The organism is Chitinibacter sp. SCUT-21 (genome assembly GCA_041874755.1).
In the GTDB taxonomy this organism is placed as follows: Bacteria; Pseudomonadota; Gammaproteobacteria; order Burkholderiales; family Chitinibacteraceae; genus Chitinibacter.
In genome coordinates this window covers 2395982-2422088 of sequence record CP102611.1, presented here as the reverse complement: position 1 = coordinate 2422088, position 26107 = coordinate 2395982, and the positions used below count along the sequence as shown (strand labels likewise).

Below are 26107 nucleotides of genomic sequence, written 5' to 3'. Positions count from 1 at the left end.
TAATTTTCCATATCAACCTCTATACCGCTACAGGTATAGCCAGAAAAGTCTTTAACTATAAAATACTCAAGCCAATACCCTTGGTGTTTTAATTTTACACAAAGCAAGCGGCAGTTTTTCACTGCAAGTAATTATATGCCAACGTAATCTAAAGCCTACTCAATCACGAGGAGGGCATATGATGCGATTAATCACCAAACTGGGCGTGATCGGCTTAGCTTTATTGAGCCCATTTTGTTATGCCGATAAACAGCTTAGCCCACTCGAGCATCAGCAAATTATTACCGTCAAACCCAAAGAACAAATCATCGTGACATTACCCACAGATTTGAGAACAGGCTATATGTGGTTTCTCGATGCGGAGAGTCGTTCTTCTGATGCTATCAAAATGGTGCAAGATTGGCGCTTTACCCCACGCAAAAATAGTAATGCGCACGGGCAAGGTGATACCACATGGCGCTTTAGCATGCGGCAAACCGGTGAGGTAACACTGCGCTTTGTATATCGCAAACCATGGCAAGGCACTGAGGTGCCACCTTTAGACGTACGCGAGTATCGCTTAGTGATCGGCTAAGGCATCGCCGATCCAACCAGACTAAACTCGCTGCCCACGTCGGGCTGCCATCTTGCGCCCCAAGGCTTGTAGATGTGCCACGTCAAGCAAGGCTTTGGCATATGGGTAGATATCCACATCCTCTCGCCGTGCATGAGCGCGATAACGCTCGGCAAACTGATGGGCCAGCTCGGCCGTCAGCTCATTATCGTTTCCAGCCACCAAAGACAATAACGCCGCTCTCACTTGTGACCAAAGAGCGCTTAACTCGGCGTGCTCGGCCATAATGGCTGCGATCGTTTGTTTCAATTCGGGAGAGCCCACTTGCAATAAAGCGGGAAAGAGATCTTCGTCTTCATCTTGATGATGCAGCGGTGCCGCCACATCAAAATAACGCAAAATTGATTGTGCCCCTGCAATCGCGGCGGCATCGGCACCATGTTGCGCCACATGTTGCACCAGGGTTTCGGTTAATGCCGCGTAATGCCGAACTCGTTCATGGCAGGCCATTAACATCGCAACGGGGGTATCAAACGTGACAGATTCTGTTGCAAAAGGATTGAGCATCTTCAACTCCAATGCAGGTCGGCCTCTTAAATTACGCTGCTGTTGCATATTTGCCAAGGTGTTTATTGCCATGCGGAAATCGATTTGCCGCGACTTTCTTACTAGTAAACCGTAAAAATTACCAAATAGATCCAATAGTAAGGGAACATTTGCACCAAAATGACGTCAGCATAATTAACAGCTAGCAAAATATTTCGTCAGCTTTTGCTTAAAGACACACTATTGCACAACAAACAATGTAATAATTTTGTCACAATAAGGACGCAAAGACGTCTGTTTTTTTATCGGAGACCGCGCAACTCCGCGTCACATAGAGTAAGGACACTATGCTTAAACATCTTATCGCTGCAACCCTCGCAGCTACTTTCGCTCTTCACGCCAATGCTGAAACCTACTCATTAGAGTTGGGTCAAGCTAACTTGAACACCGGCCTGCCATCGGCATCTGGCCTGACTTACCGCAATGGTTTCTTCCATGCGGTGGGTGACGATGCACAATGGTTGTTCGAGCTGGATCAGAACTTCTACATTACTGACAAACAATTGATCAAAGAATACACAATTGATCCAGCAACGGGCCGCATTGCAAAATCAGTGAAACCTGACTTTGAAGCAATGGATCAATTCCGTCTTGGTAAGCAAACGTGGAGCATGGTACTGGGCTCAGGCAGCAAGGCCAATGTTCGCGAAGTGGGCTTCTTGCTCTCGGCTGATCGTATCACTAAGCACGAGCGTAGCTTGGTTAGCCTGTACAGCCAATTGAAAACAGCGGCTGGCATTAGCGAACTGAACATCGAAGGCTTGGCGCTGACACATAGCAAAGCGTACATCATGAACCGCGGCAACGGTGGCGGCAACTTGATTTTCGCGGTGAAGCGTCAAGAAATGATCGACTACATGTTCGGTCGTTTGGATCGCTTTAGCAAAGTTGAAACCTTCAAAGTAAAACTGCCAGTAGTAGCTAACTTTGAAGCTGGCTTGTCTGGCGGCGACTTCTGGGCGAAAAACAACAGCTTGGTTTACACCGCATCAGTTGAAGCCACTGGCGACTCATACAACGACGGCCAAATTTTGGGCAGCTTCGTGGGTGTGATTAAACTTGACCAACTCAGAGAAGGCGTGGTTTTGGATCTGACTCCAACTTCAGTACCATTGCTTGATCAAGCTGGCCGTGTCGTCATTACCAAAGCTGAATCATTGGCAATCATCAGCAGCGAAGAAGATGAAATCAAAGGCGCCATCGCCAGCGATAACGACAATGGCACGAGCGAGTTTTTCTACTTCAAACTCGAAAAGAACGATTAATTTCGTTGTCCGAGCAGTAAAAAAGGCGCCTCAGGCGCCTTTTTTACTGGATCATTTAGATTTGCTCAATGATGGCGTACAACGCAGTTAGCAGCGAACTACCCAATTGAGTCGAACGCTCACCATTCCAGCCCACCTCGGGCAGCGGACGATTTGCGGTGTCTTTAAACGGCATTTCCACCGTATACGCCAAGCAATCGAATTCATTGCCGACCCAGTTGGTACCCAAAGTCAACGTCTCTGGGCCAAATTTACCGACTTCGTAGCCGTGCTCAACTTGGAAATCGGGGCTCGCCACCAACCACGCTTTTTTGAACGCCTCCTGCAAATCGTGCTGGCGGCACGAGAACGATTCATTGCTCTCGCAACCGGCCACGAAATTGTGCGGAATACTCTCATCGCCATGAATATCAAAAAAGGCATCGACGCCAACCTGCTTCATTTTCTCGCGCACCCAATACACTTCGGGGCTGCGCTCTAGACTTGGCGTTTGCCATTCGCGATTGAGGTTGGCACCCTTGGCGTTGGTACGCAAATTGCCGCGTACGCTACCATCGGGGTTCATATTCGGCACGACGTAAAATACGCATTTTTCCAGCAAGGCACGCGCGATTGGGTTTTGTGGGTCGAGCAAGGTTTCGAGCAAACCTTCGACAAACCACTCAGCCATGCTCTCGCCCGGATGCTGGCGCGCAGTGATCCACACTTTCTTTTTATTGATGCCGTAATAGCCTTTTTGGACACCGATTCGCAGCAAATCGAAATCATGCCCATCAGGCGTCACGCCCAATTGCTCTAGCTTCACCCACGGCGCAGCAGTCACCGCATTACCGATCAGCGTCTGATGGCGCTCCCAGCTATACGGCTCGAAATAGGCAAACCACATCACATCGGTATGCGGTGTGTGCTTGATCGTGAGCGTCTGGCCATCGTATTCGGTCTCGACGCGAAACCAGTTCTCGCGGTCATACGAGGCCACCGCCTGATAATCCGGCCAGCCATCGGGATAAGCACTCTGCCCCGCATTTTCGATCTTCAGCGTGCAATCGACATCGCGTGCGCCGCTCAAACGAAAGTGAAACCACTGCGCAAAGTCGGACGCATTATCGGGGCGCAGTTTCAGACGGATATTGGCGGCGTCGGTCGCGTCAACGACGTCGATTGAGCCGGAATCGAAATTCGAGGTAATACGAATCATTAATTCAACCTTTGAAATATTTAATACGCTAGTAGCCTGAAAAAGTTATGCCTATTCATTCATCTCAATGACTGGATTGGCTTCGTCACCAAACTCAAGCTCCAGAGCGCTGCGAATCAATCCTTGGTATGCAAAATATACTCTTTGCCTAACGTGACGCCGAAACTGAATTTGCTCATCTACGGATAAATCACTGCAGTGAAATGCAATTTCACGCTCCGACATTCTCGCACTATCACTTTCAAGCAAAGCCTTTTTATGCTTTTGTATCAATGCAATAAAAGAGCCGTAGCTACGAATACCCCATCGATTGAGCTCAATCAGCAGCTCTTCATAATCTGCACTATTTGAATTGAAGTCATTCAATTTTGAAAAATAACTACGCATCGCCTTCACCATTAGAGCGACAGTAATGGATTGTTTTCGCAATTTGCTACGTGCAGATTGATAGCGGCTCATATTAGTGAGGATCTCTCGGCGATCTCTTCGGCAATTTTCAATCCAGTGGCGACCAATCAGTCACCGGCTTAAACTCATCATCATCTTCACTTTTAACAAAACGCTCGAACACACTGCCTACCGGCGAATCTAGCAACGGAATGATGTGGCTGTCGTAATTGGCGATCACATTCACATCGAATTCGCTGTGGTTTTTTGGGTTGTTTAAGTATTTCTGATCTTCGGTGCCCGAGAAAAAACGCCAGCCGCTATCGCCGTCTTTTTGTGGTTTTTCGCGGTACATCAGGCCGACTGGATAGCCTTCAATCGTGATTTCATCGCTGGCGATACAGCTGCCGTGGCCTGTGGCGACTTTTTTGATAATGCGCTCGTCGAGCAAAAATTCTTTCATGGGGTATATCCCGATTAATTAGATCAATATTAGTTTACTGAGCAATACCCAGCAATGTCTCTCGTGCACGCAAAGCCATGGCCAGCGCAGCGCGCGTTTTAGCGTGGCTCATCATCGGGCTTTCTAGCTCACCGGAGCGCAGCAAGTCGCAAAAATGTGCGGTTTCGTAATTCAGGCCAGAGCCAATCGGTGCAATCGCCAATTCTTCGCGCTCGCCCACAGCCGTCACCAAGGTGGCTTTAGCCGGATTCCACCATTTATCGTGGATGAGCACATAACCCGCGCTACCGCCAATCAGCGCCTCACCGCTCCCGGCAATATCAAGCCCGCAATACAGCTGGCTGATGCCGTGTTCGTGCTGAACATTGAGGCTGGCAAAGGTATCAACGCCGCTCACGCCAATTCGCCCCAAGGTATGAACTTCACTCGCAGCACCGAGCCAATCAACGGCCAGAAACGCGCTGTAAATGCCGATATCGAGCAAGCCACCGCCCGCTTGCGCCGGGTCGAGCACGGCGTGACCTGCGGGTACGTTGGGATTGGAGAAGCCTGCCCGTACAAAGTGCACCTCACCAATCGCGCCCGCAGCAATGCGCTCGCGAATTAACTGGTAGATCGGGAAAAACGGTGGCTTCATCGCTTCCATATACAGCTGGCCAGCGGCCTGCGCGGTGGCAATGACTTCATCGAGATCGGCCAAAGAAGTTGCGGCCGGTTTTTCGCACAACACAGCTTTACCCGCTTTCAAAGCGGCAATGCTGAGTGCGGCGTGGCTAGGATGTGGGGTGGCGATATAGACGGCGTCGATGTGGCTAGCAAGCAGATCGTCGAGCTCGTCAAACACGGAGGGAATATGGTGAACCGCAGCAAATTGCCGCGCTTTGGCGCCGCCACGGCTATACACGGCAGAAACGGTTGCGTTTGGCACATGCATGAGGCCAGCAAAGAAGCGTTGCGCAATACTGCCGGTACCAATAATGCCAAAACGGATTGGACGCATTTTCACCTCAATACTGTATTGCCATGTAGGCCTTATAGATTATGGGCCACACGGCAATACATCAACTAGGTATTTAGCTTACTTTGCGCAGGCGCTAAATTGCACCAGCGCCAAACTGCCAAACAGATTCGGCAAAAAGTCGACCGTCTCACCTTGATGCAGCACGACTTGTTTATCGACTTTCATGCCCATTTTAGTCAGCAATTTGTCGAAATCATTGACCGTGCAGAAGTGAATATTCGGCGTGTTATACCATTCGTACGGAATCGTCTCCGACACCGGCATACGGCCAATCAGGATTTGCCAGCGGTTTTCCCAGAAGCCAAAGTTCGGGAATGTGACGATGCCGACTTTGCCAACGCGCAGCATTTCCTGCAGGATGAGCTCGATATTGTGCATCGCCTGAATCGTCAGCGACAGCACCACATAATCAAAACTGCCGTCTTCAAAATTTTGCAGGCCGCTTTCCATATCGGCCTGAATCACATTCAAACCTTTTTCCACGCTGGCGACAATCGACATCACGTCCATATCAACGCCAATACCACGCACCTGTTTATTAGCTTGCAGCCAGGCGAGCAATTCGCCGTCGGCGCAGCCCAAGTCAAGCACGCGTGAGCTGGGTTTAATTTGATCCGCAATGTGTTTTAAATCGGGGCGGAGGGTGTTGTGATTAGCCATTACGCGATCTCCTTCGCCACATTATTCAAATAAGCGCGCATCACCGCCATATAGGGCGCATCCTCCATCAGGAAAGCATCGTGGCCGTGCTGCGACTCGATTTCGGCGTACGATACGCAGCGATCAGCGTCGAGCAGCGCCTTCACAATCTCGCGTGAACGCGATGGCGCAAAACGCCAATCGGAAGTGAACGACACGACGAGGAATTTCGCCTGCGCCTGACGCATCGCCTCGGCGAGCGAACCGCCGTAATGACGCGCAGGGTCGAAATAATCGAGCGCCTTGGTCATCAGCAAATAGGTATTGGCGTCGAACATCGTCGAGAATTTATCGCCTTGATAGCGCAAGTAGGATTCGATCTCGAATTCAACGTCAAAGCCATATTTGTATTCGCCGCTGCGCAACATACGGCCAAACTTCTCGCCCATGCCATCATCAGACAAATACGTAATATGCCCCAACATCCGCGCTAAACGCAGGCCACGGCGCGGTACGACGCCATGCTGGTAAAAGTCGCCACCGTGAAATTCGGGGTCGGTAATAATCGCTTGGCGCGCCACATCGTTAAACGCAATATTCTGCGCAGTCAGTTTCGGTGCCGATGCAATCACCAAGGCATGGCGCACGCGCTCTGGGTAGGTAATTGACCAGCGCAGCGCCTGCATACCGCCCAAGCTACCGCCAATAATCGCGGCAAATTGCTGAATCCCCAAGCGATCAGCCAAACGCGCCTGAGTTTCCACCCAATCGCGTACCAGCACCACCGGAAAACTCGAGCCATACGGTGCGCCAGTTTCCAGATTGATGCTCGATGGACCCGTCGAGCCATGGCAACCGCCAAGGTTATTGAGACCAATGACGAAAAATTTATTCGTATCAATCGGCTTACCCGGCCCCACCATATTGTCCCACCAGCCCGCGGCCTTATCGGTTTCGGCATGTTTACCAGCAATATGATGGTGGCCTGAAAGCGCGTGACAAATCAAAATTGCATTTGATTTATCAGCGTTAAGCTCGCCATAAGTTTCAACCATCAATTCATAGAGAGGTAAAACAGCGCCAGATGATAAATGAATCGGTTCGTCAAAAATAATTCTTTGTGGGACAACAATCCCAACACTGCCATTAGACATAAAATGCGGCCCTTTAGCGGCAAAAGCACTTCTTAAACACAAACAATCAAATTGAACTTTAAATCAGGCCAGTTTTATTTTCAGGCAACCGCTTCATTCGGCTGCTTGAGACCTGAAAAACTCCAGAAGACCGCTAAACAAATAAGATAAAAAATAACACTAATATTATGCGCATATAACGGTTGGGTTAATGCAGACACCATCGTGCAGACGATAAGCCCACAGCCTTGCAATGCAAAAACTTTATTCCAGCCAACACTCCGTTTAAACCTAGCTACAAACAGATATAGTGGCCCTAGAAAAGACAACAATAAGACGGCCAAACCGACAAAACCAGAATTTACCAAAGTATCAAAATATTGACTATGCGCGTGAGAAAACTCTGTAAGGTATGGTTTATCTACAATTTTTGGGGCTATGGCAGTTTTAAAATTTCCAGGTCCAACGCCAAAGAATGGCTGCTGTTTTGCCAATTCAAAACTCAAATGCCACAGATCTGCTCTTACCCCTAACGATGTAGCTGTATTTCCCGCTTGATAAGCAGTTATCTCGTTCTTAAACCCTTCCAATCTAACTTGAACGATTGTCAAACTATTTAAATAGAAGACTGCCAAACCAACTATCAGCGCAAGCAATAGAAATCGGCGCCAATTCCAACGAATAGCCAACATACCACACAGCAATAAACCTGCCACAAATCCTAACCATGCCCCTCGAGTGCCTGAAACGGCAAGAGAAAAAATAGCAAAGCCCGCAGCTAAAAAGCAGATGAATCGCAATAAGATCTTTTTCGAATTAGAAATAAATAGCAAACTGCCCAACGCCATAATGGCAGCGATTTGCCCATACGGAATTTCATTTGTAATTTGGCTACCAACCCGAAGCCAGCCTTGCCAAAATACTAGATATGCTGCCATGGAACCCGCTGCAACGCAGCCAAAAATCCAACCACCGATCCAAAATCTTTGAAAACGGCCGTCATACTTCAGCTGTGTTAGCATCAGAACAATAGGAATTAATGCCATCGCCCTCCATGGATAATCCAGCGCACTCCAGCGGCCATTACTCACAAGTACCGCAATTAATAAGATCAATGGATAGCTAAAAATAAAAGTAAAAAAAAGACCGTCTTCTTTATTGAATCCAATCTTATGTCGAAAAACAATGCAATACGAAATCGAAATAATTAACAACACACCAGCAGTGTAATTATAACTACCCGCCCTTAACAAAATCAGCGCTGGAAATAAAAACAACACCCCAGCGATTAGATACACCCAGGAAGATTCACGAAAACGCTGCTTAAAAGAAGACATTATGCTTTCACCACGATCATGCTAATGAGAAATGTTTTTTTGTTAAATCTCTCTTTAACAAACGCTCAATTTTCATCAGCAAACGATGCTTTCTCTCTCGAGGGCTCAATTGATATTGAACATTGGGTATAAAACTTGTTTCAGCATAATCTTGCAACCACTGCGTTACAAGTTGCGGATGTGTCCCAGTAAATGGCTGCAAGATTGACGCATCAATCCGCGAATAATCATGCTCCTTGGGGGCATGGCTCCAATATTTTGCAACTTGGCGATTTTTTTCCTGCATTTTGGCTGCGGAACGCACGTGTCCGTAATGATAAATTGGGCAACCTGCTAAGGCTGCACGTGGATAACGGCCTTTTTTGTTTTTATCCATCACCACCCAAAATAAGCCATCGGGAGCCCAAGATCGGATAGTATTGCGAATAATACGCGGCGCTTGGCGATACCATGCGGGGCTTTTGGCAACCAAGTCTGGGCAGCCATAAAAATGGTGATAGTCAAATGCGATGGCTTCAACAAGTGGATTATGTAAGTGCTGTTCCATTGCTGCCCGTATTTTTGGGGCATCATCTTCATGGATCACTTCATCGCCTTCTAAATAAAAAGCCCAGTCGCCAGTACAGTTAAATTGCGCAATCATCTTTTGCTGCGCATACACATAACCGCGCTGCTCCATCCCTTCGTTCCACACCGTTTCGATGATGCGAATACGTGGGTCATTAATCGCTTTGACTTGCTCCAGCGTGTCGTCTTCGCTGGCGCCAACGGCCACAATCACTTCATCACAAACCAGTAATAAACTCTTTAAACTTTCGACGTAGGGGTAACCAAGCATCGTGCCATTACGCAAAAAAGTAAAACCGCTAACCTTCATTACAGCCCCAGATCGCTTGCATCAAATTTAGTAAACCCTGATTATAACAGCCTCATTTGCAAGCACAGAGATTTCCATGCCCACACTCGGTATCGCCATTATTACCAAAAATGCTCAAGCCCATCTTGAGCAATGTTTAATGGCGGTAGCATGGGCGGATCAGATCGTCGTCGTCGATTCGGGCAGTAGTGATGGCACGCTCGATATTGCGACCAAATTGAACGCACAGATCATCCAAACAGCGGATTGGCCTGGCTTTGGGCCGCAAAAAAATCGCGCTCTGGCCGCGATGGAAACGGATTGGATTTTGGCATTGGACGCCGATGAAATCGTCAGCGAACAATTGGCTGACGCGATCAAACAGGCGATCGCGAACCCCACGACAGATGTGTACCAAATCCAACGCCGCTCTGCTTTTTGTGGGCGATGGATTGAGCACAGCGGCTGGAATAAGGATTGGGTTGCGCGTTTATTTAAACGTGGCTCAGCGCAGTATTCCGACGATTTGGTGCATGAAAAATTGCTGCACGCGCAGCCCGCGGCCGAGCTAGCGGGTGAATTACTGCATTACTCGTATGACGATTTTGAAACCGTGCTCGCCAAGATTAACGCCTATTCCAGCGCCGGCGCGGCGCAACGTTTTGCCAAAGGAAAGCGCGCTAGTTTAAGCACCGCCATCTTGCGCGGCTTGTGGGCTTTTTTGCGCACCTATATCCTCAAGCGCGGCTTTTTAGATGGCCGTGCGGGATTCTTAATTTCGCTGATGAATGCCGAAACGACTTTTTATCGCTTTATCAAGCTCGATCATCTGCATAGGGTATCTAGTCAAAAGCAAGATTAATTCTAGCCCTCAGCGCAATACCCTATGCCGAATTAGACTTCACCAAATTGCACGGCGTGCATTTGCGCGTATACGCCGTGCTTCGCCAACAACTCGGCATGCGTGCCGCTTTCGACGATTCGGCCTGCTTGCATCACCACAATGCGGTCCGCTTTTTCGATCGTCGACAGGCGGTGCGCAATCACCAAAGTCGTTCGACCTTGCATCAATTGATCGAGCGCGTCTTGCACTTTACGCTCGGATTCGGTATCCAGCGCGCTGGTGGCTTCGTCCAAAATCAGCACGGGCGCGTCTTTATAAATCGCGCGTGCAATCGCAAGGCGCTGGCGTTGCCCGCCGGAAAGACGACCACCGTTTTCGCCCAAAAGCTCGTCAAAGCCATTCGGCATTTTTTCGATAAATTCCAGCGCATGCGCGGCTTGGGCCGCGGCACGCACGCGCGCCATATCAACCTCGCCTTTCGTGCCATAGGCGATATTCGCGGTGACGGTGTCGTTGAACAGCACCATATCTTGCGCAACTAATGCGATTTGCTCACGCAGATTAGTCAGTTGATAATCAGCTAGCGGCACGTCATCGAGTAGAATTTTCCCGTCGTTAGCGTCATAAAAACGCGGCACCAAATTGGCCAGCGTGGTTTTACCACTGCCCGATTGCCCCACCAGCGCCACCGTTTGCCCCGGCTGGATGTTGAGATCAATGCCATCGAGCGCCGGTTTATGATCAGGCTGATAACTAAAGCGCAGCGCCTGAATTTGCAGCGCGCCTTGCGCACGCGCCACGCGATGCTGGCCGTGATCGGGCTCTTCAATTTCATCGAGCAGAGCAAAAATCGACTCGGCGGCAGCTAAACCGCGGTGCAGACGCTCGTTAATTTTGGTGAGATTACGCACTGGGCCCTGAATTGCGACCATCGCCGCGATAAACGACATAAACGAGCCGGCGCTAAGCTGGCCGGCTTGCGCTTGCAAACTGGCGAAATACAGCACCACCGAGATCGTCATGCCGATCAATAACACAATCGTGCCCGAGTTAATCGCGACCATCAGGCCTTGCTTGATGCCGAGACGCATCACGCGATTATTCACTTCGCCAAAGCGGCGCACTTCAACGTCTTGGCCGCCAAATACTTTCACGATGCGCTGGCCCGACAAGGATTCATCGAGGCGCGAATTCATCTCGCCCATTTTGTCCTGAGTTTCGCGCGCCAGACGGCGCTGGCGTTTCGCGACGACGCGAATGCTAACCGCAACAATCGGCAGCAAAACCAAGCAGAATAAGGTTAATTGCCAGCTCGAATAAAACATCACCGCCAGAAAACCAATCACCGCGACGCCATCGCGCACCAAACCGGTTAGCGTTGACGTGCCCGCCTCCATCACCTGCGTTACATCGTAGGTGACGCGCGACAGCAAAACGCCGGTTGAGGTTTTGTCGTAATAAGGCGTCGGCAGGCGCATCAATTTGGCGTAGATTTTTTCACGAAAATCGCGCATTACGCGCTGCGCCAGCCACGCATTGCCGTAGTCATTGCCAAAATTGCCGACAAAGCGCATCACCGCCAAACCAAACAATTGCGCCGGCACAATCCACGCGGCATTTTTCGCCAAGGCCGACGCACCAGCCAAATTTTGGTCGATTAAGGGCTTGAGCAGTAAAGTGAGCAACGCCTCGGACGCAGAGGCCAAGGCCATACAGATAATCGTCGCGATAATCACCCATAGATACGGGCGAAAATGCCCAAGCAGGCGGCGATAAAGCGCTTTGGTATTCATCGAGTGCGGGGTATTGGCAGCAGTAGTCATGGCGCGATTATACCGTTTTCATGAGGAAGATCGCGGCGCAACATTACCATGCCACGCGAATCACCAAATTGGAGATTAAAAATCGCCGTAGCGTTGCTGCAAAAGACCTGCAATGACTGGTGCAACCGTTTCGGTACGGAAAATACGCGGGCCAAGAATCAATGACGTATAGCCACAGGAAATAGCCTGATTGTCTTCCTCAGGCGAATACCCCCCTTCTGGGCCAACCAGTACCGTCGCTGATTTTACGGCTACTGGCAAAGCGGAGTGGTGAATGGCGCCTGTTGGGCACATTAACAGTTTTAATTCGCTGTCATTGCTTTGCGCTAGAAATTGCGCATAAGTGATGATGGGGCGAATTTCCATCAAACGAGTGCGCCCGCATTGCTCGGCGGCGCTGGCGGCAATACCTTGCCAATGCGCAATACGTTTTTCGGCACGCTCGCCGCTATAGCGTTGCTGGCAATATTGCGAGATGACCGGCTGAAATACCGTAACGCCCAACTCGGCAGCTTTTTGCACCGTGTAATCCATGCGATCGGACGCCGACACCGCTTGCACCAAGGTTAAATGCAGTGGCGATTCACGATTGATATCGGCAAACGACTCAACACGCACGCTGACCGTTTTTTTGCCCATGGCGCTAATTACCGCTTGATACTCGCCACCTTGGCCATTAAACAGCGTAATCGTTTCATCGGGCTGCATACGCACCACTTGCACATGGCGCGCCACGCCTTCAGGCAAATCGAACTCAAGACCAAGGCCCAAAGCCTGATCAACATAAAAACGCGGTAAAGCCATATTCATTAGCCTAAGGTCAAACGCTCAATAAAGAGCCCAACGCCAAAAATGACGCCGATAGAGAGGACAAACAGCAATACGGTGCGAATCAAGCGCAGCCAGCGCGGCTCACGTTCGCGCACATAGCGAAACCCGGCGTAGACAATGATGACGATGGCCACCAATACCAGAATACGCAGCAGGGCAAACATGCCTAAACCCTCGGCCAAACGCGATCACGTGAGACGTCGAAGCCGCAGATAGTACAAGTAGTACACCAAGGCGAGACAACGAGGCGGGAGAGCGCTTGCTTTAACATGCTAGATACTCAGCGGCGGTAGATCGTGAAACGATGAAGGAACATGATCGTCATCGCTAAAGCTGACGATTTCGTAGCTATCGCGGTCGGCCAGCATGGCGCGCAGCAGCTTATTATTCATCGCGTGGCCCGATTTATAGCCAGAGAACGAGGCAATCAGCGGGTAACCCAAAATATACAGATCACCGATCGCATCGAGGATTTTATGCCGTACGAACTCGTCCTCAAAGCGCAAGCCGCCTTCGTTCAAGACACGGAACTCATCAATTACCACGGCATTATCCATATTGCCACCGCGTGCTAAGCCGTTGGCACGCAGGTATTCCACTTCGTGGATAAAACCAAAGGTACGCGCACGCGCGATCTCGCTAACGTAGTTGGTATTGGCGAAATCGATTTCGATTTTTTGGGCTGATTTTTTAAACGCAGGATGCTGAAAATCTATCGTCAGCGCGACTTTGTAACCATCGTGAGGCTCAAATTTCACCCACTTGTCGCCATCGTGCACCTCAATCGGTTTCAGTACACGGACAAATTGCTTGGGTCTATTGAGTTCACGGATGCCTGCACTTTGTAGCAGGTAGATAAACGGCGCAGCAGAACCATCCATAATCGGCATTTCTGGCGCATCAACATCGACCAATACATTGTCGATGCCAAGGCCAGCAAACGCCGACATCAGATGCTCAATGGTGCCGACACGCACGCCGTCTTGGACGAGCGTTGAGGAGAGGCGCGTGTCGTTCACCAAATCAGGCCCGACCTTGAATGGCTTTGACTCGGGTAAATCAGAGCGTTGAAACACAATCCCATGGTCGGCTGCGGCAGGGCGTAAAGTGAGGGTCACTTTTTCGCCCGAGTGCAAACCAACACCAGTCGCACGGATTGTGCTTTTCAAGGTGCGTTGTAAAAACATGCCATTCCTGCCTTATCACAGCTAAATTACAATAATTCTACCAGCGTTGGGTCGTACGCTGGATGAATCATAGCAATCGAGCCAATAGGCGCCGTTTATTTAGCAGCGATTAATCTGCTTGGCGGCGCAAAAAGGCTGGAATGTCCATATCAATATTCGACATCGCTGGGCGAGTCGTTGCTGCTTCAGGCGCAGCACCGCGGCGGTTGTTACGCCAAATAGCAGGCGTATCCAAAGCGTCGTCATAGCCCATATTGTCAGTGCCAGTTTTCAGCGTTTGGCTACTTACTACCGACAATTGCGGCTTATTCATGTCTTTGCCGCCACCTAAACCGGTTGCCACCAAAGTCACGCGAATTTCGTCTTCGGCCAATTCTGGATCGTACACAACACCGTGTTTCACCAAGGCGCCTTCGGCAACATGCGCTTCGATGATTTCCAAAGCTTGGCGGGTTTCTGATTTTTTCAGCTTGCCTGGCGCAGTTGAGAAATTCACCAACACACCACGTGCACCTTTAAAGCTAATGTTGTCTAGCAATGGGCAGCGAATTGCTTCTTCAGTAGCGCGGATTGCACGATCTGGGCCAGAAGCATTAGCAGAACCCATCATTGCCATACCCATTTCGCGCATCACAGTGCGAACGTCAGCAAAGTCAACGTTGATCAAGCCTGGGTAGTGAATGATTTCAACGATCGAACCCACCGCATTTCGCAGCACATCATCAGCTGCCCGGAAGGCTTCGTCGATGGTGACATCATCACCCAACACTTCTTCAAGCTTTTGATTTGAAACCACAATCAATGAATCAACGTAACGTGACAACTCATCAATACCCGCTTGAGCGACTTTTTGACGGCCACCCTCATCCAAGCCTGGCTTAGTGACCACACCAACGGTCAAAATGCCTTTCTCGCGCGCCACTTGGGCAATCACAGGAGCTGCACCAGTACCGGTACCACCGCCCATACCAGCAGTGATAAATAATAAATCTGCGCCTGAAATTAATTCGGCGATATGTTCGCGATCTTCTTCAGCCGCTTGACGGCCAATATCGGGATTACAACCAGCACCAAAGCCTTTAGTTAATTCAGCGCCCAACTGAACCACATTATCAGCTTTAGATAATTTCAATACCTGAGCATCGGTATTAGAAGAAATAAAATCAACACCTTGCATATGGTGTTCGATCATATTATTGATTGCATTGCAACCTGCACCACCCACACCAATTACTTTGATATTGACGTGGTGTGATACCTCTGGAACTTCGATAGTTAATGCCATAGTTTTCTCTCCTATTACCCGATTTTACCGCTTACCCGAAAATTTCAAAAGTTATTTTGAAACCAAGACTTCATTCTTCCAAAAATGTCTCCAATTGAGCCTTCTTTTCCTCTTTGGCCTGGAATTTTTTGCATTTGCTGACGTGCGACAATCAACAAACCCACCGCAGTTGAATAGCGCGGGTTTTTAACTACCTCGGCTAATCCACCCACATAACGTGGCAAACCTAGACGAACTGGCATATGGAAAATTTCCTCTGCCAATTCTGTCATTCCTGGCATTAATGAGGCACCGCCCGTAATAACAATACCGCTAGATAAACGGTCTTCTAAATTAACGCGGCGTAATTCAGCTTGAACAAAGCTATATAATTCTTCAACGCGAGGCTCAATTACTTCGGCCAACGTATGACGAGACATTTGGCGTGCACCGCGCTCGCCAACACCAGGCACTTCAATCATCGTTTGCGGATCGGTCATATGACGCAATGCTACGCCATGCTGAATTTTAATATTTTCTGCCTCACCTGTTGGCGTGCGTAATGCCATTGCAATGTCATTGGTAATTTGGTCACCGGCAATTGGAATTACCGCAGTATGGCGAATTGCACCATTAATAAAGACCGCCATATCAGTCGTACCGCCACCAATATCCACTAAACAAACGCCTAAATCACGCTCATCATCGGTTAATACTGCGTGCGCGCTGGCCAATGGCTGCAATACCACTTCGGCAATTTCTAAACCACAACGGCGCACACATTTTGTAATGTTTTGCACTGCAGAAACAGCACCAGAAACAATATGTACGCGCACTTCTAACCGAACGCCCGACATGCCTAATGGCTCTTTCACATCTTCTTGGCCATCAATCACATATTCTTGCGATAAAATATGCAGCACTTGATGATCGGCGGGAATATTAACTGCACTTGCCGTCTCAATAACTCGATCAATATCCGCTTGCGTAACTTCTTTATCTTTAATTGCCACCATGCCATGCGAATTCAGGCTTTTAATATGGCTTCCAGCAATACCGGTATAAACCTCACTAATTTTGCAATCAGCCATTAATTCGGCTTCGCCTAAAGCGGCTTGAATTGCGCCAACCGTTTTTTCGATATCGACAACAACACCGCGCTTTAAGCCTTTTGAAGATGCCGAGCCCATGCCGACAACATTGAGCGAGCCGTCCTCGGTTACGTCAGCAACCACCGCAACGACTTTTGACGTTCCGATATCTAGCCCAACGATGAGATTTTTTGCGTCCCTAGTCACTGACTGCCTCTTTACTAAACTTGAGAATTAACTTTAAAAAAATTGGCCAACCAAATATTTTAATTGCTCTTTTAAACCAAAAGCATAAATCATGCCGAAGCTTTAAGTGCTTTTGGTTTTACGACAATCGGTCGACCTTCCGCATCCAATTTAGGAGGGGGCGCTGGCACATAATCCGGCAAACGCACCGCAAATCCATTTGGATACCGTAAATCAATATATTCAAATGGTTGTTGTAGCAGCGCCAAAGAGTTTGGGTACGCTTTCACGAAACGCTCAACCCGCCCAATTGGATCTTCCCGCCCTACCTCAACAATCAACTGTTTATCCAATTCAAACCGCCAAGCCCGGCGTTCCGAAAGCCACAACTGCGTTGGCTTTTTATTTAATGTGCTTGTTACTTCGCTCAAACGCATTAAACCTTCAACCATGACTCTCTCTGTTCCTTCAGGGCCCTCTAATACTGGCAATGCATCATTACTTGCTGCATCAAATTGCTCGCCATATTGATTCAACAGTGCGCTTGACCCCCAACGCGCCACGGCACGATGCTCTTCAATATTCACTTCCAAGCGATCTGGCCAGCGACGACGTACTTCAACTCGCCGAACCCAAGGCAATTTTTCAAAATCTTGCCGAGTTTTATTTAAATCCAGCGTAAAAAAAGTGCCTTTCAATTCATTCTTAATTACATACTGCAATTGCTCGCGCGTAATATGCCGTAGCTCACCATCAACTTTGATCCGTTTTACCGGAAATAAGGGTGAATGCACGGTTAAAAACAATAGGGAATAAAACAGCAATAGAATGGCAAGGCCAGTCAAAAGATTGGCAATCCATATTAATAATTGCGGCTTATCCCACATCGTCTCAATTAGCCTCTTTCAAAGTGGCGGCTAAAATTTTAACGACCAAATCTTCGTAGGATAGGCCTGACTCACGAGCGGCCATTGGAAATAAGCTATGACTGGTCATGCCTGGCGCAGTGTTCGCTTCAAGCAAATAAATTGTGCCATCATCATCCGTCAGAAAATCGATGCGTGCCCAACCTGACGCCCCTAACACACGGTAAGCTTTCTCGGCTAGCGAGCGTGCCAAGCTTTCTTTGTCATCACTCAAACCTGCAGGGCAGCGATATTCGGTGTCATCGCGGAAATATTTGGCTTCGTAATCGTAAAATTCGGTTTGCGGAATAATCCGCACGCTTGGCAGCGCTTTGCCATCCAATACTGCACATGTATATTCACCGCCACCAATATTACGCTCGGCCAGCACCACCGAATTATGGCGAGAGACCTCAGCCCAAGCGGCTTCAATATCAGCCAGCGATTTTAATTTCACCACGCCAACGCTAGAGCCTTCGCTAGCGGGTTTCACAAACAGCGGCAAGCCCAACTCATCAGCAGCCTGCGCCAATTCGGCCGCGCTATCGATAATCCGGTATTCCGGCACGGGCAAACCCGCGGCTTCCCATAGTAATTTGGTGCGCCATTTGTCCATTGCAATCGCGGATGCCATCACACCACAACCGGTATAAGGCACCCCCATAAATTCCAACGCGCCCTGAATTGTGCCGTCTTCACCACCGCGACCGTGCAAAATCAAAAATGCACGATCAAAACCTTCTTCTTTCAAGGCAATCAGTGATTGTTCGGCCGGATCAAATGCATGAGCATCAACGCCCTTGCTTTGCAATGCCGCCAATACACCGGCACCACTCATCAGCGATACTTCACGCTCAGCGGAAGACCCGCCCATGATCACTGCCACTTTTCCAAATTCTTTCATGCTGCACGCTCGCACAGTTGTTTTGGTACATTGCCGATTGAGCCAGCACCCATTGTGACAATCACATCGCCATCTTTCGCCGCGGCAAATATTGCCGCAGGCATATCGGCAATATTTTCCACAAAAATCGGTTCCACTTTGCCAGCAACACGAACGGCACGTACCAAAGCTCGGCCGTTTGCCGCAACAATTGGCGCTTCACCCGCTGCGTAAACTTCTGCCAGCAATAAGCCATCAACGGTGTTGAGCACTTTGACAAAATCTTCAAAACAATCGCGAGTACGTGTATAGCGATGCGGCTGGAAGGCCAGCATTAAACGACGACCTGGAAAAGCGCCGCGGGCTGCAGCCAAGGTAGCCGCCATTTCAACTGGATGATGGCCATAGTCATCAACCACCGTAATCTGACCACCTTCTGGTAGAGTCACTTCGCCATATCGTTGGAAACGACGGCCAACGCCTTGGAAACTTTCCAAGGCTGCCACGATGGCCGCCTCATCCGCGCCAACTTCCAAGCCAATCGCAATGGCCGCCAAGGCATTCAGCACATTGTGCATACCAGGCATATTCAGCGTCACAGCCAAACGACGCGTTTCACCGTTTTTCCAAACCGCATCAAATTTCATCTGGCCATTGGCTGCGAAGATATTTTCAGCACGCAGCATGGCATCTTCAGACACCCCGTAGGTCGTGATTGGGCTTTTCACTTTGGGCAGAATTGAGCGCACATGCGGATCATCCACACATAAAATCGCGCGACCATAAAACGGCAGATGGTGTAAAAAGTCGATGAACGCTTGCTTTAATTTTTCAAAATCATGCCCATAGGTATCCATATGATCGGCATCGATATTGGTAACCACTGAAATCACCGGGGTCAACAACAAGAACGATGCATCACTTTCATCCGCCTCGGCGACCAAAAAGTCCCCCTGCCCTAAGCGCGCATTCGAGCCTGCGGCATGCAATTTGCCGCCAATCACAAAAGTGGGGTCTAAACCTGCAGCTTCGAGCACGCTGGCGCTCAAGCTCGTTGTCGTTGTTTTGCCATGTGTGCCGGCAATCGCAATCCCTTGTTTCAAACGCATCAGCTCGGCCAGCATCATCGCACGTGGCACCACGGGAATTTGCCGTGCGTGCGCCTCGATAACTTCAGGGTTGTCATCTTTCACTGCACTGGAAATCACGACGACATCGGCATTGGCCACAAATTCAGCCGCATGGCCTTGATGAACGATTGCACCCGCAGCACTCAGGCGCTGTGTTGTCGCGTTCGCGCCCAAGTCGGAGCCACTCACCTCAAAACCAAGGTTAAGCAGTACTTCAGCAATCCCGCTCATGCCAACGCCGCCGATACCGACGAAATGAATGCGTTTTACTTTATGCTTCATATTTGCCAAGGGTATTAAACCAGAGAGCACATATTATATATGCCACGGGCAATTACCCTATACTCCTATCCAGCTAATTCTTCAATTACAGCAACAACTTGCGCTGTTGCATCCGGTTTGGCCAAGCGTTTGGCGTTTTTCGCCATCAGCAGGCATTGATCGCGACTGGTTTTTTGCAATAAATCGGCCAACACTTCGGCGCTCATTCGGGTTTGCGGCAGCAAAATACCAGCTTGTTCTTCACTTAAAAATTGGGCATTACCCGTTTGGTGATCATCCACCGCATGCGGAAATGGCACCAAGACCGAAGCAACACCCACACAGGCCAGCTCGGCAACCGTTAGCGCGCCTGCGCGGCACAACACCAAATCGGCCGCTGCGTATGCGCTGGCCATATCACCAATAAATGCCACGCACTCAGCTTCAACACCTGCAGCCGCATAATTGGCACGCAGTGCTTCAATATGCTTTTCACCCGCTTGATGAATCACCTGTGGGCGAGCCTCTGGGGCAATCAGCGCCAAAGCTTTCGGCACTTGCTCGTTAAACACTTGCGCGCCCAAGCTACCGCCAACGACCAATAATTTGAGTGGACCGGTACGACCTGCAAAACGCTGTTCTGGCTCGGCGACATTCTTCAACTCATCCCGCACTGGATTACCGACGCAGCCGTTGCGACCAGGAAAGGCACTTGGGAATGCAAACAACACGCGATTGGCCAGTTTTGATAAGGCTTTATTGGTTAAACCGGCCACTGAGTTTTGCTCATGAATCACCAGCGGCAACCAGCACAAACGCATCGCCAAGCCACCGGGAAAGCCGGTAAAACCACCAAAACCAATCGCCACATCGGGGCGACGGCGGAAAATCAAATTCAAAGCGCCGCACAGCGCTTTGAGTTGCACCCACGGTTGGGACAGTTTTTTCAGTAAGCCTTTACCGCGCACTCCGGTAATATCTAAAGTCACCAAATCAATGCCATGCTGCGGAACAACGCGTGTTTCCATCGCGCCTTTGGCACCTAGCCAAACAATATCCCAACCCTTATCACGCATCGCATTGGCAACCGCTAAGGCGGGGAAAATATGCCCACCGGTGCCACCCGCCATCACCAAGAGAGTTCGCTTGCTCATGGGCGATACCCCCTGATCATCTGGCGATTTTCATAATCAATTCGCATCAATAAACCAATCGCAATCATATTAGCGACAATGCCCGAACCACCGAACGATAGTAGCGGCAAAGTCAGCCCTTTTGTCGGCATCAAACCCATATTCACGCCCATATTGATAAAGGATTGAAAACCAATCCAAATACCAATACCTTGCGCTACCAGTGCATGCCAATGACGTTCGAGTTTCGTCGCTTGTACGCCAATCGCAAAAGCGCGGAACACAAAAAACATAAACAATGCAATGACGACAGCAATTCCGAGAAAACCAAACTCTTCCGCAATAATCGCCATTAAAAAGTCGGTATGCGCTTCCGGCAAATACGATAATTTTTCGACACTCGCGCCAAGGCCGACGCCGTGCCATTCACCACGGCCAAAGGCAATCAAGGAGTGGCTAAGCTGATAACCCTTGCCGTACGGGTCTTGCCACGGATCTAAAAAGCCAGTGACGCGCGCCAAACGATACGGACTTGATGCAATCAAGCCGACAAAAGCCACGCCCAAAATCACGATTAGGCCTAAAAACACGCGCCAGTTAAAACCACCCAAAAATAAGGCGCCCATCGCGATCATCGTAATCACGGTAAATGCACCAAAGTCGGGTTCTAGCAGCAATAAAGCGCCGACCACCGCCATCACCAAAGCCATGGGGAACAGCACCTTGCTGATGCTCTCCCCCAGATTGGTATTCATGCTGTGCGCTTTGCGCACCGTGTAATCAGCGGCATATAGCACAACAAAAAATTTCATTAATTCAGAAGGTTGTAAATTAATCACAAACAAACTTAACCAGCGACGACTCCCGTTCACTTCGCGACCAATACCTGGAATCAACACCAGAATCAGCAAAAAGGTACCGAAAATAAACAGAGATGGCGCCCATTGCCGCCATTTTTCGGTTGAGATATTAAAGGTCGCAAAAGCAGCACTAATACCCACAACGAGAAACGCGGCGTGGCGTTGCAAGAAGTAATGCGAGCGAAAACCGGTATCTTTATCGACTTCCGCCATCGCTATCGACGCTGAATACACCATTACCAAACCAATCGACAGCAACAGCGTGACGCACCAGAACATCGCCTGATCGTAGCTACTCATCGAAGGCTTCATGCGTCGCATGGCTTGGTAAAAAATTTGGCGCATTAGTTCTGCTCCAGACCCGACTTCAAGCCAGTCACCGCAGCGATAAACACTTCGGCGCGGTGGTGGTAATTGCGGAACATATCCAAGCTCGCACACGCAGGTGATAGCAAGACCACGTCGCCTGGTTCGGCAAAATTGCTCGCCACCGTTACTGCCATTTCCAGCGTCGGCAATTGCATTACGGGCAGATAGTTATCATCATCGTCGGGTAAGAAAGCTGAACGAGCTTCATTGAGCACATTGGCCAGCTCTGGGCCATCTCGGCCGATCAGCAAGACTGCGCGGCAAATGCGCTCGCACGCTTCAACCAGCGGCGAAAAATCCTGCCCTTTACCATCGCCGCCAGCAATCAACACCACAGGGCGCGTCATACCTTTGAGCGCGGCTTCAGTAGCGCCGACATTGGTGCCTTTCGAGTCATCGTAATACGACACGCCATTAATCTCAGCCACAAACTCAACGCGGTGTGGCAAACCTTTGAATGCCTTTAAAGCAGCCAAGAGTGGTGCGGTAGGCAAACCAGCAGCGCGGCACAGCGCAATTGCAGCCAAGGCATTCACGGCGTTGTGCAAGCCTGCAACTGGCAATTCGCTAGCGCGCATTAATTCAAAATCACCACAGCGCAGGCTGAAATCGCCGTCGATCTCAACTAGACCATACTCATTGCCATTGCGTGGGGTATCTTGCCCAAACCATACTACATCACGGCCTTGGCGAGCCATACCCCGACAATAACCATCATCACGGTTGAGCACTTGCACGCCCAAACCAGCAAAAATGCTCGCCTTGGTTGCGGCGTATTCATTCATACCCGCGTAACGATCGAGATGGTCTTCTGACACATTCAATACCGTCGCGGCAGCGGGCGTCAGCGATGTCGTAGTCTCAAGCTGGAAGCTTGATAATTCCAGCACCCACATATCTGGCCATTGGCCTTTGGCTTCCCACTCAGCCAAAGCCGCCAACACTGGCACGCCGATATTGCCCGCCATCACGGTCGACAGGCCGGCCGCTTCGCACATTTGCGCGACCATCGTCGTTACTGTCGATTTACCATTCGAGCCGGTAATCGCAATCACTTTGCCAGGCTTACCCACCAAGGCTTGTGCAAGTAATTCAACGTCCCCCACCACAGGCATGCCATGCGCAATCGCAGTGGCAATTTCGGGCGTCGCCAATGGCACGCCAGGACTTGTTACTAGCAAATCAGCGTCGGCAAAGGTGTCAACATTAAATGCGCCCAAGCGCAAAGCAACCTGCGGCAAATCCGCCTGTAAATTAGCCAAATTCGGCGGCGTTGCGCGGCTATCGGCCACGGTGACGCGCGCGCCTTTGGCCACCAACCAGCGCGCAGTTGCCAAACCGGTGTCGCCCAAGCCAACCACGATGCAATGTTTTGCGTTTAATTCCACGATTGTGTCCCGACTTAGCGTAATTTCAGTGTGGCCAAGCCGACCAACACCAAGAGCATAGTAATAATCCAGAAACGCACGACCACTTGCGTTTCCTTCCAACCTTTCAGTTCGTAATGGTGGTGCAGCGGCGCCATTCTAAATACACGCTTGCCGGTCATTTTGAAGCTAGCGACCTGAATCATCACCGACAGTGCTTCTACGACAAACACACCGCCCATAATCAGCAGCACGATTTCTTGGCGCACAATCACTGCCACCGCACCTAAACCAGCACCGAGTGCTAAGGCACCGACGTCGCCCATAAATACTTCGGCTGGATAAGCGTTAAACCACAAAAAGCCCAAGCCTGCGCCGACCATTGCCGCGCAGAACACGATCAATTCACCCGCACCTGCCACATGTGGCACGCCAAGGTAGGTGGCAAATTTCACGTTACCTGCCACATAGGCAAAAATGCAGAATGCGCCCGCGACCAGCACCACCGGCATAATCGCCAAACCATCCAAACCATCGGTCAGGTTCACTGCATTGCTGGTGCCAACGATGACGAAATAGGTCAACACGCAAAAACCGATCGCGCCAAATGGATACAGGATTTCTTTGTAAAACGGAATAATGAAGCCGGTATTAGCCGCATCAGCGCCGTAGTTCACCAAGAACATCCCCGCACCAATCGCAATCGCCGATTGCCATACCATCTTGGCTTTGGCCGAGAGCCCTTTCGGGTTTCTCAGCGCAACTTTTTTGTAGTCATCGACAAAGCCAATCACACCGGTTGCCAAGGTCACGATCAGCACCAACCACACGTATTTATTACCCAAATCGCCCCACAGCAGCGTCGTTAAGCCAATCGACAGCAGAATCAGCGTGCCGCCCATCGTTGGCGTACCGGCTTTCACCAAGTGAGTTTGCGGGCCGTCGTCACGCACCGCTTGACCCACTTTTAACTCGGCCAGTTTGCGGATTACATACGGGCCTAACACCCATGAAATCGTCAGCGCGGTAATCGTCGCCAATACCGCGCGCAGTGTTAGATAATTAAATACGTTGAAGGCGCGAATCGACTCGCCCAACCATTGCGTTAACATCAGCAGCATGGCTGTGCTCCTTGTTCTGATAAATTCACTAAACCATCAACGACTTTTTCCATCCGCATAAAGCGCGAGCCTTTCACCAAAATTTGGCTATTCGGCGTCGCAATCGCAGTTACCGCGGCAATCGCTGCAGCGTGATCGGCGCAATGCACTGCGGCTTGGCCGCCAGCGGCGTTAAATGCATCCACGGCATACTGCATATGAGTACCAACCGCTACAAAATGCTGAATGCCTTGCTCACGCGCATACCCACCAATCGCTTGGTGACACTGAATCGCTTCATCACCAACTTCGCCCATATCACCGAGCACCAAGATGGTCGGTACGCCACGCTGACCAATCGCGGCTAAAACATTCACTGCTGCTTTCATCGAATCAGGATTGGCGTTGTAAGTGTCGTCCAAAATCGCCGCGCCATTGGCTGCGGTTTTAGCTTGCAAACGCCCTTTTACCCCGCCCCACTGGCACAAGCCTTGCGCCACTTGCGGCAGCGAAACACCAACGGCCAGCGCAGCAGCAGCGGCGGCCAAAGCATTCCGTACATTGTGTTCGCCCGGCACCGCCAAACGCACGTCGGCCGAGCCTTGTGGCGTGGTCAACGCAAATTGGCTGCCTGTTGGCAGCAATTCGACGTTGCTTGCCGATACTTCGCCGTTAAAACCAAAAGTCACGATGGTGTTTTTGGCGGCCAACGACTTCCACAGCGGCGCATATTGGTCATCGGCGTTGATAATCGCCGTGCCATTGGCCACCAAACCGGCAAAAATCTCGCCTTTAGCTTTTGCAACGCCTTCGACCGAGCCCAAGGCTTCTAAGTGCGCCGCGCCGGCGTTATTGACCAAGGCCACATCAGGTTGAGCGATATGCGTTAAATAATCGATTTCGCCAAAATGGTTCATCCCCATTTCAGCCACCACAAAACGGTGCTCGGCATGAATGCCCAACACTGTCAGCGGCAAACCAATGTGGTTGTTTAAATTGCCTTTCGTGGCGTGCACCAAGTGCTCGCCGCCCGCTGCAACGGTGAAGATTGAAGCTAGCATTTCTTTAACGCTGGTTTTACCATTACTGCCCGTAACGCCAATCAATGGAATATGCGCGTGCTTAGCGCGCCAGTATTTAGCCAGCTCACCCAAGGCGGCAAGGGTGTCTTTGACAATAATGCGATTGCCCTCACCCGGCTCTTGCACCAAGGCCGCAACCGCGCCTTGATCTAATGCCGCAGCGACAAAATCATGCGCGTCGAAACGCTCGCCTTTGAGCGCGACAAATAAATCACCGGGGCGAATATCACGGCTGTCGGTCGTGACACGCGCAAACTCCAGTTGGCTATCGCTAGCAACTAATTTGCCTTTGAGCGCCGTGGCGGCTTCCCGCAAATTCAACATCATTAACGC

Annotated in this window: 26 protein-coding genes; 3 read left to right on the top strand and 23 right to left on the bottom strand. The window is 50.1% G+C overall.

The features are described from left to right. Window positions 1–178: 178 nt before the first annotated feature. The gene (locus tag NT239_11280; GenBank protein ID XGA70358.1) at window positions 179–574 is read left to right on the top strand and encodes a protease inhibitor I42 family protein; all 396 of its coding nucleotides are present in this window, start codon (window positions 179–181) and stop codon (window positions 572–574) included. Window positions 575–595: 21 nt separating this feature from the next. Here NT239_11280 and NT239_11275 read toward each other — a convergent pair whose 3' ends face one another. Then, window positions 596–1120 (bottom strand): hemerythrin domain-containing protein, encoded by a 525-nt coding sequence (locus tag NT239_11275; GenBank protein ID XGA70357.1) that lies wholly within the window; start codon window positions 1118–1120, stop codon window positions 596–598. A gap of 326 nt (window positions 1121–1446) precedes the next feature. Between NT239_11275 and NT239_11270 the strand changes: the two genes are divergently transcribed. Further along, window positions 1447–2424 carry a hypothetical protein gene (locus NT239_11270; protein ID XGA70356.1) on the top strand — a complete coding sequence of 326 codons (978 nt, stop codon included), beginning with the start codon at window positions 1447–1449 and terminating at the stop codon, window positions 2422–2424. 55 nt (window positions 2425–2479) lie between these two features. Here the strand turns inward: NT239_11270 and NT239_11265 are convergent, their stop codons facing one another. From NT239_11265 to NT239_11230, 8 genes are all read right to left on the bottom strand, one after another. Continuing rightward, entirely contained in the window at window positions 2480–3622 is a 1143-nt protein-coding gene (locus NT239_11265) for a M14-type cytosolic carboxypeptidase (GenBank protein ID XGA70355.1), read from the bottom strand. A gap of 51 nt (window positions 3623–3673) precedes the next feature. Next, on the bottom strand, window positions 3674–4081 hold the full coding sequence (locus NT239_11260; protein ID XGA70354.1) for a hypothetical protein: 408 nt from the start codon (window positions 4079–4081) through the stop codon (window positions 3674–3676). A gap of 37 nt (window positions 4082–4118) precedes the next feature. Then, window positions 4119–4472 carry a DUF2185 domain-containing protein gene (locus tag NT239_11255; protein ID XGA70353.1) on the bottom strand — a complete coding sequence of 118 codons (354 nt, stop codon included), beginning with the start codon at window positions 4470–4472 and terminating at the stop codon, window positions 4119–4121. Window positions 4473–4506: 34 nt separating this feature from the next. After that, window positions 4507–5472 carry a Gfo/Idh/MocA family oxidoreductase gene (locus tag NT239_11250; protein XGA70352.1) on the bottom strand — a complete coding sequence of 322 codons (966 nt, stop codon included), beginning with the start codon at window positions 5470–5472 and terminating at the stop codon, window positions 4507–4509. A gap of 78 nt (window positions 5473–5550) precedes the next feature. Further along, on the bottom strand, window positions 5551–6153 hold the full coding sequence (metW, locus tag NT239_11245) for a methionine biosynthesis protein MetW (GenBank protein XGA70351.1): 603 nt from the start codon (window positions 6151–6153) through the stop codon (window positions 5551–5553). Beyond that, window positions 6153–7286 carry a homoserine O-acetyltransferase gene (locus tag NT239_11240; GenBank protein XGA70350.1) on the bottom strand — a complete coding sequence of 378 codons (1134 nt, stop codon included), beginning with the start codon at window positions 7284–7286 and terminating at the stop codon, window positions 6153–6155. The genes metW and NT239_11240 overlap by 1 nt, the downstream gene beginning before the upstream one ends. Before the next feature lie 80 nt (window positions 7287–7366). Continuing rightward, on the bottom strand, window positions 7367–8602 hold the full coding sequence (locus tag NT239_11235) for an O-antigen ligase family protein (GenBank protein XGA70349.1): 1236 nt from the start codon (window positions 8600–8602) through the stop codon (window positions 7367–7369). Window positions 8603–8618: 16 nt separating this feature from the next. Further along, the gene (locus tag NT239_11230) at window positions 8619–9479 is read right to left on the bottom strand and encodes a glycosyltransferase (protein ID XGA70348.1); all 861 of its coding nucleotides are present in this window, start codon (window positions 9477–9479) and stop codon (window positions 8619–8621) included. Window positions 9480–9555: 76 nt separating this feature from the next. On the opposite strand from NT239_11230, the gene NT239_11225 reads away from it, so the two are divergent. After that, window positions 9556–10320: a glycosyltransferase family 2 protein gene (locus NT239_11225; GenBank protein ID XGA70347.1), complete on the top strand. Its 765-nt coding sequence runs from the start codon at window positions 9556–9558 to the stop codon at window positions 10318–10320. 32 nt (window positions 10321–10352) lie between these two features. On the opposite strand, the gene msbA is transcribed toward NT239_11225, so the two are convergent. The 14 genes from msbA to NT239_11155 form a co-directional block, all read right to left on the bottom strand. Next, window positions 10353–12125 carry a lipid A export permease/ATP-binding protein MsbA gene (msbA, locus tag NT239_11220; protein XGA70346.1) on the bottom strand — a complete coding sequence of 591 codons (1773 nt, stop codon included), beginning with the start codon at window positions 12123–12125 and terminating at the stop codon, window positions 10353–10355. 75 nt (window positions 12126–12200) lie between these two features. Beyond that, window positions 12201–12929, bottom strand: coding sequence for a 16S rRNA (uracil(1498)-N(3))-methyltransferase (locus NT239_11215; protein XGA70345.1), 729 nt, complete (start codon window positions 12927–12929; stop codon window positions 12201–12203). 5 nt (window positions 12930–12934) lie between these two features. Beyond that, window positions 12935–13120, bottom strand: a complete 186-nt coding sequence (locus NT239_11210) for a hypothetical protein (GenBank protein ID XGA70344.1) — start codon at window positions 13118–13120, stop codon at window positions 12935–12937. A 108-nt stretch (window positions 13121–13228) separates the two neighbouring features. Then, window positions 13229–14143 (bottom strand): UDP-3-O-acyl-N-acetylglucosamine deacetylase, encoded by a 915-nt coding sequence (gene lpxC / locus NT239_11205; protein XGA70343.1) that lies wholly within the window; start codon window positions 14141–14143, stop codon window positions 13229–13231. 109 nt (window positions 14144–14252) lie between these two features. Beyond that, window positions 14253–15428 (bottom strand): cell division protein FtsZ, encoded by a 1176-nt coding sequence (gene ftsZ, locus NT239_11200; GenBank protein ID XGA70342.1) that lies wholly within the window; start codon window positions 15426–15428, stop codon window positions 14253–14255. A gap of 44 nt (window positions 15429–15472) precedes the next feature. After that, entirely contained in the window at window positions 15473–16705 is a 1233-nt protein-coding gene (gene ftsA, locus NT239_11195) for a cell division protein FtsA (protein XGA70341.1), read from the bottom strand. A gap of 89 nt (window positions 16706–16794) precedes the next feature. Beyond that, complete coding sequence (locus tag NT239_11190; protein XGA70340.1) at window positions 16795–17571, bottom strand: FtsQ-type POTRA domain-containing protein; 777 nt, start codon at window positions 17569–17571, stop codon at window positions 16795–16797. Window positions 17572–17575: 4 nt separating this feature from the next. Beyond that, complete coding sequence (locus tag NT239_11185) at window positions 17576–18493, bottom strand: D-alanine--D-alanine ligase (protein ID XGA70339.1); 918 nt, start codon at window positions 18491–18493, stop codon at window positions 17576–17578. Continuing rightward, a complete protein-coding gene (gene murC, locus NT239_11180; GenBank protein XGA70338.1) occupies window positions 18490–19884 on the bottom strand; it encodes a UDP-N-acetylmuramate--L-alanine ligase in 1395 nt (464 codons plus the stop codon). Before murC ends, NT239_11185 begins: the two co-directional genes overlap by 4 nt. 65 nt (window positions 19885–19949) lie before the next feature. Further along, complete coding sequence (murG, locus tag NT239_11175) at window positions 19950–21017, bottom strand: undecaprenyldiphospho-muramoylpentapeptide beta-N-acetylglucosaminyltransferase (protein XGA70337.1); 1068 nt, start codon at window positions 21015–21017, stop codon at window positions 19950–19952. Beyond that, the gene (gene ftsW / locus NT239_11170) at window positions 21014–22201 is read right to left on the bottom strand and encodes a putative lipid II flippase FtsW (protein XGA70336.1); all 1188 of its coding nucleotides are present in this window, start codon (window positions 22199–22201) and stop codon (window positions 21014–21016) included. Before ftsW ends, murG begins: the two co-directional genes overlap by 4 nt. Further along, the gene (gene murD / locus NT239_11165; GenBank protein XGA70335.1) at window positions 22201–23613 is read right to left on the bottom strand and encodes a UDP-N-acetylmuramoyl-L-alanine--D-glutamate ligase; all 1413 of its coding nucleotides are present in this window, start codon (window positions 23611–23613) and stop codon (window positions 22201–22203) included. Before murD ends, ftsW begins: the two co-directional genes overlap by 1 nt. Before the next feature lie 14 nt (window positions 23614–23627). Continuing rightward, on the bottom strand, window positions 23628–24713 hold the full coding sequence (gene mraY / locus NT239_11160; GenBank protein XGA70334.1) for a phospho-N-acetylmuramoyl-pentapeptide-transferase: 1086 nt from the start codon (window positions 24711–24713) through the stop codon (window positions 23628–23630). Next, complete coding sequence (locus NT239_11155) at window positions 24704–26101, bottom strand: UDP-N-acetylmuramoyl-tripeptide--D-alanyl-D-alanine ligase (GenBank protein ID XGA70333.1); 1398 nt, start codon at window positions 26099–26101, stop codon at window positions 24704–24706. The genes mraY and NT239_11155 overlap by 10 nt, the downstream gene beginning before the upstream one ends. Window positions 26102–26107: the final 6 nt, after the last annotated feature.

Excerpts from the sequence above, each read along its gene's own strand:
- NT239_11280 (XGA70358.1), top strand. The coding sequence starts at position 179 with ATGATGCGATTAATCACCAAACTGGGCGTGATCGGCTTAGCTTTATTG.
- NT239_11275 (XGA70357.1), bottom strand. The coding sequence starts at position 1,120 with ATGCTCAATCCTTTTGCAACAGAATCTGTCACGTTTGATACCCCCGTT.
- NT239_11270 (XGA70356.1), top strand. The coding sequence starts at position 1,447 with ATGCTTAAACATCTTATCGCTGCAACCCTCGCAGCTACTTTCGCTCTT.
- NT239_11265 (XGA70355.1), bottom strand. The coding sequence starts at position 3,622 with ATGATTCGTATTACCTCGAATTTCGATTCCGGCTCAATCGACGTCGTT.
- NT239_11260 (XGA70354.1), bottom strand. The coding sequence starts at position 4,081 with ATGAGCCGCTATCAATCTGCACGTAGCAAATTGCGAAAACAATCCATT.
- NT239_11255 (XGA70353.1), bottom strand. The coding sequence starts at position 4,472 with ATGAAAGAATTTTTGCTCGACGAGCGCATTATCAAAAAAGTCGCCACA.
- NT239_11250 (XGA70352.1), bottom strand. The coding sequence starts at position 5,472 with ATGCGTCCAATCCGTTTTGGCATTATTGGTACCGGCAGTATTGCGCAA.
- metW (XGA70351.1), bottom strand. The coding sequence starts at position 6,153 with ATGGCTAATCACAACACCCTCCGCCCCGATTTAAAACACATTGCGGAT.
- NT239_11240 (XGA70350.1), bottom strand. The coding sequence starts at position 7,286 with ATGTCTAATGGCAGTGTTGGGATTGTTGTCCCACAAAGAATTATTTTT.
- NT239_11235 (XGA70349.1), bottom strand. The coding sequence starts at position 8,602 with ATGTCTTCTTTTAAGCAGCGTTTTCGTGAATCTTCCTGGGTGTATCTA.
- NT239_11230 (XGA70348.1), bottom strand. The coding sequence starts at position 9,479 with ATGAAGGTTAGCGGTTTTACTTTTTTGCGTAATGGCACGATGCTTGGT.
- NT239_11225 (XGA70347.1), top strand. The coding sequence starts at position 9,556 with ATGCCCACACTCGGTATCGCCATTATTACCAAAAATGCTCAAGCCCAT.
- msbA (XGA70346.1), bottom strand. The coding sequence starts at position 12,125 with ATGACTACTGCTGCCAATACCCCGCACTCGATGAATACCAAAGCGCTT.
- NT239_11215 (XGA70345.1), bottom strand. The coding sequence starts at position 12,929 with ATGGCTTTACCGCGTTTTTATGTTGATCAGGCTTTGGGCCTTGGTCTT.
- NT239_11210 (XGA70344.1), bottom strand. The coding sequence starts at position 13,120 with ATGTTTGCCCTGCTGCGTATTCTGGTATTGGTGGCCATCGTCATCATT.
- lpxC (XGA70343.1), bottom strand. The coding sequence starts at position 14,143 with ATGTTTTTACAACGCACCTTGAAAAGCACAATCCGTGCGACTGGTGTT.
- ftsZ (XGA70342.1), bottom strand. The coding sequence starts at position 15,428 with ATGGCATTAACTATCGAAGTTCCAGAGGTATCACACCACGTCAATATC.
- NT239_11190 (XGA70340.1), bottom strand. The coding sequence starts at position 17,571 with ATGTGGGATAAGCCGCAATTATTAATATGGATTGCCAATCTTTTGACT.
- NT239_11185 (XGA70339.1), bottom strand. The coding sequence starts at position 18,493 with ATGAAAGAATTTGGAAAAGTGGCAGTGATCATGGGCGGGTCTTCCGCT.
- murC (XGA70338.1), bottom strand. The coding sequence starts at position 19,884 with ATGAAGCATAAAGTAAAACGCATTCATTTCGTCGGTATCGGCGGCGTT.
- murG (XGA70337.1), bottom strand. The coding sequence starts at position 21,017 with ATGAGCAAGCGAACTCTCTTGGTGATGGCGGGTGGCACCGGTGGGCAT.
- ftsW (XGA70336.1), bottom strand. The coding sequence starts at position 22,201 with ATGCGCCAAATTTTTTACCAAGCCATGCGACGCATGAAGCCTTCGATG.
- mraY (XGA70334.1), bottom strand. The coding sequence starts at position 24,713 with ATGCTGCTGATGTTAACGCAATGGTTGGGCGAGTCGATTCGCGCCTTC.
- NT239_11155 (XGA70333.1), bottom strand. The coding sequence starts at position 26,101 with ATGATGTTGAATTTGCGGGAAGCCGCCACGGCGCTCAAAGGCAAATTA.